Source organism: Mucilaginibacter antarcticus (genome assembly GCF_042686155.1).
Classification (GTDB): Bacteria; Bacteroidota; Bacteroidia; order Sphingobacteriales; family Sphingobacteriaceae; genus Mucilaginibacter; species Mucilaginibacter antarcticus.
In genome coordinates, this window is the sequence record NZ_JBHUON010000021.1 from 66,628 (window position 1) to 78,024 (window position 11,397).

Here is an 11,397-nt window from a genome sequence, read left to right on the forward strand (position 1 = left end):
ATAATAATTCTGGTGTTTTAACCGAGAAGGGACTTTTTTAGTTTTAGATTAATAATAGCCTGGTTATTTTCAGGTGTCAATATCATTCACAAATGGAAACTTTAGTTTTAAACGAAATATTTAAATACACCATGGTTGATGTATTAGATTATACCATATTTAATAGCAACTTAAACCAGCTACGTTTTAACACGAAGTGTTTGATAAGTAGAGTTAACCAATACTCATATAGGGTGGCAGAGAAAGATGCCGATGTTAAACCCGATGGTGTTGGCATAGTGGCTGCCGCCAAAATGCTCAATGGCGAAACTGTTAAAAAAATAGCCGGCGCGGACATTCACCAGCATGCATTTTTTGGGCAATTGGGGATTGAATTTCCCCACTTTGTGGTGCCAAATCTTGCTGCCTCATCTACGGTTTATTTATAATTGCACCTTCGCTGCCTATGCAAGAAAGCATAACAGCCAATAATGTTTATTTTTAATTTTAGGTTCGAAATTTGCCTTATCTTAGCAATAGAGCGCGATCAATTAATGGAAAAAATAGAACCAAAAAACGTCAGTGAGAACACAACCGTCGGCGTGTTGGACTATGCTATTTATAGTGGTAGCGTTGCTGAACTAAGTTTTAATAAAAAGTGTTTGATCACCACGGTTAACCAGTATTCTTTTATGGTGGCCGAAAAGGATGAAGCATTTAAAAACGCGCTTATTAAATCTGACATACTTTTACCAGATGGAGTAGGTATAGTTGCCGCCGCAAAAATGCTTAATGGCGATACGGTAACAAAAATAGCTGGTGCCGATATCCACCAGCATTTACTACAAAAGTTAAATAAGGAGGGGGGCTCGTGTTTTTATTTAGGTGCGTCAGAATCAACACTTGCGCTCATCAAAAAAAGACTGTCAATAGAGTATCCAAAGATCAAAGTAAGCACCTACTCTCCGCCCTTTAAGGCCGAGTTTAGTGACGAGGATAACGATGCTATGCTGGCAGCGGTAAACGCCGTCCGTCCAGACGTGCTGTTTGTAGGAATGACTGCACCAAAACAAGAGAAATGGTCTTATAGATTTAAAGATCAGTTGGATACTAAAATTATTTGTGCTATAGGTGCGGTATTTGATTTTTATGCGGAGACCGTTACGCGCCCATCGCAGTTTTGGATTAACCTTGGCCTGGAATGGGCCGTGCGTTTGGCTAAAGAACCTAAGCGTATGGCAAAACGATACCTGTATTACGGCCCTGCCTTTGTTTTTGAGCTATTTAAAGCTAAGATCGCTAATTTACTTCCCGGCTAACATTCTTATCCCAGAAAGTCTTTATCGCATTTAAAACAAAGCCTATATAAGGACGTTGTTTTTAAGTACGGCGAACAATAATGTGTTATAAAGATTAAGACCATGAAAATTAAGCTTATACTTTTTGCAACAATCTGTATTGCTATAGGCTGCAAATCAAATAATCCAGGCCAGCCCGGCGACAGTCAAGCCCCACCGGCCGAATTAGGGAAATACGCAATAGCCCAGGCATTTCCAAATTTACCATCCATCAATAAACCAGTGGAACTTACGGCCCCTAATGATGGTACAAATCGAATTTTTGTGGTGTCACAAACCGGCGTTATCCATCAATTTGCAAACGCTGCTACCGTCAATACTAAAACGATGTTTCTGGATATCAGCACTAAAGTAGTTAGCAATGGAGAGATGGGATTGTTAGGGCTTGCCTTTGCGCCGGATTACAAAACTTCCGGATACTTTTACGTTAACTATGTTCGTAAAAATCCGGCTCTGGAGACGGTAATTGCCCGGTACAAAGTAAGCGCCTCTGATCCGAATGTGGCTGACCCTAACAGCGAAGAGATCCTGCTAACCTATGCACAGCCCTTCGAGAATCATAAAGGAGGGAAGCTAGCTTTTGGTAACGACAATTTATTGTATATAGCTACTGGCGATGGCGGCAATGGCGGCGATCCGAATGGGAATGGGCAAAACAAAAAAACGCTGCTTGGTAAAATATTGCGGATCGATGTTAGTAAAGCTGCCGTCAGTGCCAAATATGCGATACCGGCAGATAATCCATTTGTCGGCAATACAGATGGAAGCAGACATGAAATTTATGCCTACGGTTTACGTAACCCGTGGCGCTTTAGCTTTGATCAAACTACTGGTTTACTTTGGGCGGCTGATGTCGGGCAAAGCAAAGCCGAAGAAATTGATATTATAGAAAAAGGCGGTAATTACGGCTGGGTAACCATGGAAGGCAACGATTGCTATTCGGGCAACTGTGATAAAGCCGGATTGAAGTTACCCGTCTGGAGTTATGGCCGCGCGGCAGGGGGGAGTATAACCGGAGGATTTGTGTCAAGGGATAAAAATTTACCCGGTTTGGCCGGTAAATATGTTTTTGGCGATTTTGTATCGGGTAATATATGGGCATTGACTACCGCTAACAACGTCGCTGTTAATAATGATTTGATTGGCAAAGTAAGTGGAAGCTCGTTGTCTTCCTTTGGCGAGGATAGTCAGAAAAACCTATATATCCTTAATTATAGTGACGGTAAAATATACAAGTTTGTTCCTGCCCCGTAAAGCTTAATAAAATGACGCTTGGATATTTCGGGGAATTTTTTTTTGATTGCGATAAACCATTTAAACAGTTTTATGTCAAACCCCTAAAAGAGCGCTGCAATAACTATTGCCGTTTTGCCCTTTTTTAGCCATTTTAGCCCTTTATTCTTGTTTATAGAAATAATTCATTTTCGCTAATGAAAAAAATTATCGCGTGTTTGATCACTTGTTTGTTCGTTAACACTTTACAGGCGCAGGATCTTAAGATACCTAACTTTAGCTCAACCCAGCATATAAATCAAGAATTTGGTTTAGGAACTATAGATGTAACGTACGGCCGCCCGGATCTTAAAGGGCGCAAGATTTTTAATAACATTGAGCCCTATGGTGTAGTATGGCGTACGGGTGCTAATTCGGCAACCGTTATAAGGCTTTCAGATACGGTAACTTTTGAAGGAAATAAAGTACCGCCGGGCGAATATTCATTATTTACCATTCCCGGTGCGAAAGAGTGGACAATCATCATAAATAAAGTTTCCAAACAGTGGGGCGCTTACTCTTACGATAAAAAACAAGACGTAGTTAGGTTTAAAGTAAAGCCTTACCGGATATCGCCCAAAGTAGAAACTTTCACCATACAATTTGCCGGTGTAAATGTAGATCAGGGTCAGCTCCAATTGTTATGGGAACACACAGCCGTTTCAATTAAAATAAAAGCCGACATATCCGCCAATGTTATAGCTAACATTGATGAGTTAATGAAGGGCGAAAATAAACCTTACTACGTAGCAGCAGTATGGTATTATTATCATGATTTAGATATGAACAAAGCGTTAGCCTGGATGAATGAAGTTGAAAAACAACAGCCTGATGCTTACAATGTTAAATATTGGAAAGGCCGTATCCTACTAAAAATGGGTAATAAAAAAGCCGCTATAGCAGCGGCAAAAATAGGGTTAGAGATAGCTGAAAAAGACGAGAATGCTGAGTACATCCGTATGAATACAGATGTATTACGCGAAGCCGGCTACCAGGTAAAGTAATTATATAAAGTTAACTACATCTACCGAACTGAATACCGACAGACCCTTTAATACCAATAGCTTGTCTGAATTATAGCCGCGATTATTATATGCCCTGTCTTCGTCAATAACCGAACAAATGTGACCTAAGTCTGCGACAACCCGCCAACTTGGCGGAACAGCTATGGTAATACTGCCGAAGGCTTGAGATATATCCAGTTCTACAACACCATTGATATCAGCTTGCGTAAAATCAAGCTCGGTACAGCTACAAAAATTACGAATTGCACCACCTTTGAAATTTTTAGATAAGACGGTTCGTGCAACGCCGCCAAAAAGGGCCGTTGTGTTTATAATTTCGTCTGTACTTGTTATTGCTGAGCCTGATAAGATATCCATATTTTGCTTTTTATTCGTCTAAGTTATCTAACTAAGCATTAATAGAAAGCGACGGCCCGCAAGAAGATGAAAGTTGTCGGTGAAATGCCTGATTGTATCGGTAAACTAATATGGCTATCTTACATCCATCAAATATTTAAGACTAAATGAGCTGGTTTAAAAACTATAGTAATATGATTTGGCTTATTGGCGGTATTGTGGCCGGCAGTGTGGTTGGTGTTTTATTAGGTAAAGATGCAGCGGTTTTAAAACCAATTGGCGATATATTTTTGAACCTCTTGTTCGTGGCAGTAATTCCTGTGGTGTTTTTTAGTATCTCATCTGCAATAGCCAACCTGCAAGGCGGTACACAGGTTAGCCGGATATTAATAACTATGACGGCGGTGTTTCTGTTGATGGTTGTCATGGCTGCGCTGATTACCATGGCTGCATTTTGGCTCTTCCCGGTGCATGAGCAAATGAGTTTTACAGCCGGTACATTTAAACAAGATGCTGGCGGTAAATTGACCGGCGACCAGGTGACACAAATGTTTACCACCGGCGAGTTTTACCAACTCTTATCCCGTAAAAATATGCTGGCCATGATCATTTTCAGCATCTTGATCGGTTTTGGCACGTTAAGGTCGGGTGACAAAGGTGTCGCTTTCCGCGAGTTCCTGAATGCTGGCGCGGAGGTGTTTAAAAATGTATTTATTATTATTATGAAACTTGGGCCAATCGGCCTAGGAGCCTATTTTGCCTACCAGGTGGCAGTGTTCGGCCCGTCGTTATTTGGTACTTACGCTCACGTTATGGGTTTGGGGTATGGCGTTAGTATCTTTTACTTCGTAGTATTTTACAGTATTTATGCATTTATTGCCGGAGGCATTGGGGGCATTAAACGTTATTGGCAAAACAACATTATACCATCAGCTACTGCAGTTGGCACATCCAGCAGCATTGCTACTATCCCGGCTAATTTAGAGGCGGCTAAGAAGATGGGTATCAGTGATACTATTGCGGGCATTGTTATTCCATTGGGGGGCGCCTTACATAAAGATGGCTCAAGCATTTCATCAATTTTGAAAATGACCGTAGTGTTTGCCATGTTTGGTAAAGGCTTTACAAGTATTGATGTTATTTTATTAGCGCTCGGAATGACCGTATTAGTTAGTATTGTTGAGGGGGGCATCCCCAATGGTGGTTACATTGGCGAATTGTTGTTTATATCAGCTTACGGTTTCCCGCCCGAAGCATTACCGCCAACCATTATTATAGGCACTTTGATAGACCCGGTTGCCACACTTCTTAATGCTACTGGTGATACAGTGGGCGCAATGTTGATTCAAAAATTTACGGGCAAACTTTCTACTTAAACGAAAATATAGATTCGATAAAAAAAGTCCATCGCCGGATAACGATGAACTTTTTTTATCACAATACTTTGCGACTAGCTATGGTGAGCTAATTTATGTGGTTGCTGTATGTTGACTGCCATTTTGTGACAAAGGCTTTAGCGTATTCTCTAAATCCATATATTGTTTAAAGTTGCGTACGTCAGTATCGACTATGTTTTTAAATAACGGATTCAACACGTTTGCAATACTTGCGCCAACGCCGCCAGCAGGTGGCTGATAAGTAATAATCACGTCAACCACAGTGCCCGTTCCGTCTTCGGTATCTCGAAAGAAAACTTTACCCGCATTGTCTAGAACCGAATTTGGCAGTGAGCTCCAGCCGATAACTTCGCCCGGGTTGTCTTTTACAATTTCGGCATCCCAACTTATAGTGCCCACACCTGTAGGCAGCTTAAGCACCCAATGTGAACGATCACTATCAATCACTTCCACACTCTCAAGGTGATTCATAAATAATGGCAAGTTATCAAGCTTACGCCAAAAATCATATACCGCCTTACGGGGCTTATTCACTGTAAAAGCAGAGCGAATATTGACGTTGATAGGTTCTTGAGTGTCTTTACCAATTTTTTGGTAAACAGCGCAGTGGCCGGTCATGCCGCGATTCATGAGATAACCTGCGGCGCCCAATTTTAATAAGCTGGTCAAAGGGCTCGAAAATAAATTTCCTAATCCAGAGAATGCCAATTTTACGCCTGCAGCTACAGAAATATATCGCTCAGGCCAGTTTACATTAAGAGTTTCCGGATTTGCTACGTCGCTGTGCAATTTAACCGGATAGAAATTATTTGATGCCATGTTGTTTATTTATAGGTATTTCTATTTAACAGCATACCAGCAGCTAAGTTTTGCTTTTCAAAAAAATTATTAATAACCGTTACTTTGCGTTTACCAATTGTTATTCTACTTTTGCACCGCTTTAGGTTTCACTAACCATATCATCGGTTAATGAATTAAAAGGGAATACGGTGTAAATCCGTAACTGTCCCGCAGCTGTAAGCTCCGTATACCAACGTCCAATCAATTGGTCACTATCCGTTAGTTAATGGATGGGAAGACCGGACGAAAGGGGAGCAAGTCAGAAGACCTGCCAAGGCATTATACTAATTCACAGCTTTCGGGGATTGAAGCTTGGATATGATGCTCACCTGTCATAACGGCGTGTTTTCAGTCCATTATTACGTTTCCAGGAGTTTGTGTTGTTGTTATTGCAGCCATGAACAAAGTAATATTATCTGGATTTAATTATCGGCCATTTTTATGGCGATGTCTCTGGCTAGTACTATCCTTAACTCTCCCTGGCAAGGCTTTTGCCCAAAACGATACATTAAAAAAAATCAAGGAAATTAGGGTTAACGCCACAACCATGCCCGTACAGCAGGTTGTCGTTCCCTCGCAGACCATCACCGCCAGTGATTTTATAAAATACAATGCATTGAATGTGGCCGACGCTGTCCGTAATTTTTCGGGTGTGATTATTAAAGATTATGGAGGAATAGGTGGATTAAAAACCATGTCGGTGCGCGGACTAGGGGCTAACCACACCGCTGTTCTCTACGATGGTATACAAATTAACGATGCCGAGAACGGGCAAGTTGATTTGGGTAAACTTAACGTTAGTAATATTCAGAAGATATCGCTTTACAATGCACAACCCCCAAATATATTACAAACGGCACGAGCGTTTGCTGCAGCCAGCGTGTTATCCATTGAAACTACTAAGCCTAAACTCACGATAGAAAAACCCTATCAGCTAACTGCCGGTATTAAAACCGGCAGTTTTGGATTGTTTAATCCATACTTACAGTACCAGCAGCGTTTAAGTGTTGATTGGGCAGTGATTATTAACGCCTACACCCAAAATGCCAATGGCGAATACCGATACTTAGCAAGCGATGGCAAAACCGTGACCGAGCAAAAGCGTACAGGTACTGAAGTTGCAATGCAACAGGTTGATGGCGCGTTGATTTGGGATACGGATAAGAATAAACTTAACATCCATATCAACTACTTTAATTCAGATAGAGGAGTACCCGGTGTCGTTAGACCGTACACAACACCTGAAAGTGGCCAGAAACTGTATAACCGAGACTTGTTTTTGCAGGGTGCTTATCAGCATAACTGGAACAGTGGTTTGCAATTACTGATTAGTTCAAAATTCGCTCAAAACCAATTGTTTTACTTTGATCCAGATTTACAACGAACTGGTAAGGTGCTTGATCAGCATTTTGGTCAGCGGGAATATTACCAATCTGCAGCTTTAGCTTATAATTTGATGAGTAATTGGACGGTATCGTATTCAGCGGACGTCGCTCTTAATAGCCTAAACGCAAACTTGGCTAACTTTAGGTATCCAACCAGGGTAACGTTACTAAATGTGATCGCGACAAATTTAACACTGGGTGATTGGACTCTACAGGGTAATTTGCTCAGTGCTGATATTAATGAAACTGTAAAGACAGGCAGTACAGCGCCAAAGCACAGTATACTGGCACCAACGGTCATAGCAACTGTTAAGCCATTTGCAGATAAAAACCTGCAGTTCCGCGCTTTTTATAAGTACGCTTACCGGGCGCCTACATTTAATGATCAGTACTATAATTATATATCAAACCTAAACTTACAACCTGAGTTTGCCCGCCAGTATGATGTTGGTTTGAGCTATACCAAAGGTTTTTCGGGTTTGTTTAGCTATATAGGCCTAACGGCCGATGCGTATTATAATTATGTCACTAACAAGCTGGTATTTATCCCAACCCTTTATAACGGTTACACACAAAACGCTGGTAAAGTTGACATTAAAGGTTTGGACATCGGCCTTAAAACAGCTGTAGATCTACCTGCCGCTTATAAGTTTGCCTTGTCTGCCAACTACTCATACCAACATGCTTTATATGCCGATGATCAGCTATCCGACTATCTAAACCGCTTGCCTTACATTCCTCTGCATACAATTGCTTTCAATGCCGGATTGAGTAAAGGGGATTGGGGGGTATATTACAATCAAATCATCAGTTCACCCAGATACTACGAAAACAATCCCGACGCGGTTTATGTAATGCCATCATATAGTGTAGCCGATATGTCGGCAGTATACCGTGGGCAGCTATATAAATCGCCAATGACTCTTTCTCTGGCAGCAAATAACTTATTAGACAAACGCTACGATGTGGTACGCAACTACCCCATGCCGGGCAGATCATACAGAATTACATTACAAATAACTATATAATAAACAACCCATGAAACAGTTTAAACTTAATTACCTATTTGTCGCCTTAGCATTTGCTACAATGTTAGCATCATGCCGTAAAGACAAAACCAATCCTACGTCTGAAACCCCGACAGCGCAACGTGCCGGGATATACGTGCTAAACCAGGGCGGTTTTGGTAAAAGCAATAGTACCCTTACTTACTACGATTACACTACCAAAACCTTAACGGCCGATATCTTTACAGCAGCCAATAGTAATGGCCTAGGCGATGTTGGTAACGATATCGGCATTTATGGTGCTAAAGCATATATAGTGGTCAATAATTCGAACGTGATATTTGTAACCAACCGTAAAACAGCTAAGACAATTAAACAAATAACATTAAACCAGCCGCGTAACGTTGTTTTTTATAAAGCCAATGCCTTTGTAACGTCATACAACGGTACAGTATCCGTAATTGATACAGCTACCCTGACCATTACGAAAACCATTACTGTAGGCCCTAATCCTGAGCAAATGGCTATAGCAAGCGGCAAACTTTACGTAGCTAATTCAGGTGGATATGATCCAACTCCGGCAACTACAGTATCGGTGATTGATCTTGTAAGCCTGACTGAAACTAAGAAAGTAACCGTTATTGCTAACCCAACATCAGTTGTGGCTGATGCTTTTGATAACATCTATGTATTGTCGTTTGGTAATTTTGTTGATGTACAAGCCGGTATGACTATCATTGACGCTAAAACTGACCTTGTAAAATCAAAACCGACGGTGAGCCTGGGCTATAACATTCCGCTTTATGCGCAGGGCGACTTTGTATACTATGCTACAGCAGACAAGAAGATAGCTGTATATAACGGTAAAACTCAAATCCTGGCTGCAGCTAACTTTATTACAGACGGTACTGCTACTGATATGCCTTTTGCTATTTCAGGCGACCCACAGACAGGGGAGATCTTCGTGGCGACAGCCCCGAGCTACTCGGCTAACGGCACACTGTATGCTTTTGACAAGACAGGTAAAAAGGAGTACACCATCAATGTTGGCGTAATACCTGGTAAGATTGCTTTATTGAACAAATAGCAGCTTACTATACTTTTTGTATCTTAAGATAAAAGCGTAATTTTACAGCATGACTTTACAAAAACTCAACACACGCACCTTTGTATTGGTGTTTATCATAGTGGCTATGGCCGCGATACGTTTGCTAACCTTAAAGTATCAAATTTGGAGCAACTTTACACCGGTTGGGGCGCTGGCCATATTTGGCGGTGTGTATTTTACCGAGAAATGGAAAGCATATGCAGCTATACTATTGACGTTCTTTTTGAGTGATATTATCATTAACCACTCATACACCGGCCAATGGTCGTTGTGGAGCAGTTATACATTTTGGAACTGTGTTGTCTTTTCTTTGATCGTCTTTGTAGGGTCAACTATTAAGAAGATCAATGTGGGTAGCTCTGTAATTATCTTGTTGGCGCCGGTGCTGATACACTGGTTGATTATGGATTTGCCTTGGGTTAATGATGCCAATGGTTTATATCCAAAAACATTAGCTGGTTATGGTGCTGCTTTGGTTGCCGCTATACCCTTTGAGAAGAATATGCTTTTGGGTGATCTCGTATTCGGTGCTATACTGTTTGGCGGCTTTGAGCTGGCTAAGAGTAAGTACACTGCTTTACGTACCAACCATGAACTTGCGCTATAAGCTATACTAAATAACTTGAAAGCGGCCGGTTTAACCCGAGCCGCTTTTTTTATGACTATTAAGATCTATGAAAAAGATAGTAGTACTAACCGGAGCAGGGATAAGTGCCGAGAGTGGCCTGCGCACGTTTCGTGATAGTGACGGGCTTTGGGAAGGCCATGACGTGCAGCAGGTTGCTACACCCGAAGCCTGGGCGGCTAACCCGCAACTGGTGCAGGACTTTTACAACATGCGCCGAAAGGATGTACTGGCTGCCAAACCAAACGCTGCGCACATCGCGTTAGCCAAACTGGAACAGCAATATGACGTTACTATCATCACCCAAAACATTGATGACCTGCACGAACGTGGCGGATCAAGCAAGGTAATGCACCTGCACGGTATCATAACCCGTTCACAGTCTAGCATTGACCCGGCTTTGACGTACCCAATAGCGGGTTGGGGGATCAAAATGGGTGAGACCTGCGAGTTAGGCTCACATTTGAGGGCGCACGTGGTCTGGTTTGGCGAGGACGTGCCTATGATAGCGCCGGCTGCACGCATTTGCCAACAGGCCGATATCTTTATTCTGGTGGGTTCATCTTTAGCTGTTTACCCAGCCGCCGGATTGGTCAACTACGTGCATTACAATGTGCCCAAATACATCATAGACCCTAACATACCTGACATCAATCGAATTAAGAACCTGATACGGATAGCGGAGAAGGCCACGATTGGGGTGCCTGAATTCGTGAAGCAATTGCTTGAACCGGCACGCTAATCACGTTGTACTGTTTCAGAATAAATATGAAACAAGTGAATCAGGGTTTTCGTTAATGATCTTTAAATCAGCTACATGCGAAATGTAGTGAATCACTTTGTAACAGTAGCATCACTTTAATATAAAGTTGTTAACTTATTGTACATTAAACAATTGCATCCATATCATTGAGTGTAGTGGATACGGAGCGAATCACTTTGAGTGAATCACTTTTTTTATGACTCGTCCTGACCCGTCCTGAAAAAAGTTTACACTATTGGTTGTTAATACTGGTGTTAGTTTACACTTTAAAGTTAGTACTAAAATAGGTTTACACAATTACG

The 11,397-nt window shown here is 41.6% G+C and carries 11 protein-coding genes and 1 riboswitch; of the genes, 9 read left to right on the plus strand and 2 right to left on the minus strand.

Features of this window, described 5'->3' with window-relative positions:
* Window positions 1–92: 92 nt before the first annotated feature.
* The 4 genes from ACFSYC_RS15670 to ACFSYC_RS15685 all read left to right on the plus strand — a co-directional run bounded on the left by ACFSYC_RS15670 (window position 93) and on the right by ACFSYC_RS15685 (window position 3,613).
* Entirely contained in the window at window positions 93–428 is a 336-nt protein-coding gene (locus ACFSYC_RS15670; RefSeq protein ID WP_377129508.1) for a hypothetical protein, read from the plus strand.
* 105 nt (window positions 429–533) lie between these two features.
* Window positions 534–1,298, plus strand: coding sequence for a WecB/TagA/CpsF family glycosyltransferase (locus tag ACFSYC_RS15675; protein WP_377129510.1), 765 nt, complete (start codon window positions 534–536; stop codon window positions 1,296–1,298).
* Window positions 1,299–1,400: 102 nt separating this feature from the next.
* A complete protein-coding gene (locus tag ACFSYC_RS15680) occupies window positions 1,401–2,591 on the plus strand; it encodes a PQQ-dependent sugar dehydrogenase (protein WP_377129512.1) in 1,191 nt (396 codons plus the stop codon).
* A gap of 176 nt (window positions 2,592–2,767) precedes the next feature.
* Window positions 2,768–3,613, plus strand: a complete 846-nt coding sequence (locus ACFSYC_RS15685) for a DUF2911 domain-containing protein (RefSeq protein WP_377129514.1) — start codon at window positions 2,768–2,770, stop codon at window positions 3,611–3,613.
* Here the strand turns inward: ACFSYC_RS15685 and ACFSYC_RS15690 are convergent, their stop codons facing one another.
* Window positions 3,614–3,991, minus strand: coding sequence for a hypothetical protein (locus ACFSYC_RS15690; protein ID WP_377129516.1), 378 nt, complete (start codon window positions 3,989–3,991; stop codon window positions 3,614–3,616).
* Window positions 3,992–4,137: 146 nt separating this feature from the next.
* Here ACFSYC_RS15690 and ACFSYC_RS15695 point away from each other — a divergent pair, with 146 nt between their 5' ends.
* Window positions 4,138–5,346, plus strand: coding sequence for a dicarboxylate/amino acid:cation symporter (locus tag ACFSYC_RS15695; protein WP_377129518.1), 1,209 nt, complete (start codon window positions 4,138–4,140; stop codon window positions 5,344–5,346).
* Window positions 5,347–5,439: 93 nt separating this feature from the next.
* On the opposite strand, the gene ACFSYC_RS15700 is transcribed toward ACFSYC_RS15695, so the two are convergent.
* Window positions 5,440–6,186 (minus strand): SRPBCC family protein, encoded by a 747-nt coding sequence (locus ACFSYC_RS15700; RefSeq protein ID WP_377129520.1) that lies wholly within the window; start codon window positions 6,184–6,186, stop codon window positions 5,440–5,442.
* 105 nt (window positions 6,187–6,291) lie between these two features.
* Window positions 6,292–6,497, plus strand: a riboswitch (cobalamin riboswitch).
* Between the two features lie 257 nt (window positions 6,498–6,754).
* On the opposite strand from ACFSYC_RS15700, the gene ACFSYC_RS15705 reads away from it, so the two are divergent.
* From ACFSYC_RS15705 to ACFSYC_RS15720, 4 genes are all read left to right on the plus strand, one after another.
* The gene (locus ACFSYC_RS15705) at window positions 6,755–8,620 is read left to right on the plus strand and encodes a TonB-dependent receptor (RefSeq protein WP_377129522.1); all 1,866 of its coding nucleotides are present in this window, start codon (window positions 6,755–6,757) and stop codon (window positions 8,618–8,620) included.
* Between the two features lie 10 nt (window positions 8,621–8,630).
* The gene (locus ACFSYC_RS15710) at window positions 8,631–9,686 is read left to right on the plus strand and encodes a YncE family protein (protein ID WP_377129524.1); all 1,056 of its coding nucleotides are present in this window, start codon (window positions 8,631–8,633) and stop codon (window positions 9,684–9,686) included.
* A 49-nt stretch (window positions 9,687–9,735) separates the two neighbouring features.
* The gene (locus ACFSYC_RS15715; RefSeq protein ID WP_377129525.1) at window positions 9,736–10,314 is read left to right on the plus strand and encodes a DUF6580 family putative transport protein; all 579 of its coding nucleotides are present in this window, start codon (window positions 9,736–9,738) and stop codon (window positions 10,312–10,314) included.
* Between the two features lie 67 nt (window positions 10,315–10,381).
* A complete protein-coding gene (locus tag ACFSYC_RS15720) occupies window positions 10,382–11,074 on the plus strand; it encodes an SIR2 family NAD-dependent protein deacylase (protein WP_377129527.1) in 693 nt (230 codons plus the stop codon).
* The last annotated feature ends 323 nt before the right edge of the window (window positions 11,075–11,397 follow it).

Coding starts and splice junctions, on each gene's coding strand:
- ACFSYC_RS15670 (WP_377129508.1), top strand. CDS start 93: ATGGAAACTTTAGTTTTAAACGAAATATTTAAATACACCATGGTTGAT.
- ACFSYC_RS15675 (WP_377129510.1), top strand. CDS start 534: ATGGAAAAAATAGAACCAAAAAACGTCAGTGAGAACACAACCGTCGGC.
- ACFSYC_RS15680 (WP_377129512.1), top strand. CDS start 1,401: ATGAAAATTAAGCTTATACTTTTTGCAACAATCTGTATTGCTATAGGC.
- ACFSYC_RS15685 (WP_377129514.1), top strand. CDS start 2,768: ATGAAAAAAATTATCGCGTGTTTGATCACTTGTTTGTTCGTTAACACT.
- ACFSYC_RS15690 (WP_377129516.1), bottom strand. CDS start 3,991: ATGGATATCTTATCAGGCTCAGCAATAACAAGTACAGACGAAATTATA.
- ACFSYC_RS15695 (WP_377129518.1), top strand. CDS start 4,138: ATGAGCTGGTTTAAAAACTATAGTAATATGATTTGGCTTATTGGCGGT.
- ACFSYC_RS15700 (WP_377129520.1), bottom strand. CDS start 6,186: ATGGCATCAAATAATTTCTATCCGGTTAAATTGCACAGCGACGTAGCA.
- ACFSYC_RS15705 (WP_377129522.1), top strand. CDS start 6,755: ATGCCCGTACAGCAGGTTGTCGTTCCCTCGCAGACCATCACCGCCAGT.
- ACFSYC_RS15710 (WP_377129524.1), top strand. CDS start 8,631: ATGAAACAGTTTAAACTTAATTACCTATTTGTCGCCTTAGCATTTGCT.
- ACFSYC_RS15715 (WP_377129525.1), top strand. CDS start 9,736: ATGACTTTACAAAAACTCAACACACGCACCTTTGTATTGGTGTTTATC.
- ACFSYC_RS15720 (WP_377129527.1), top strand. CDS start 10,382: ATGAAAAAGATAGTAGTACTAACCGGAGCAGGGATAAGTGCCGAGAGT.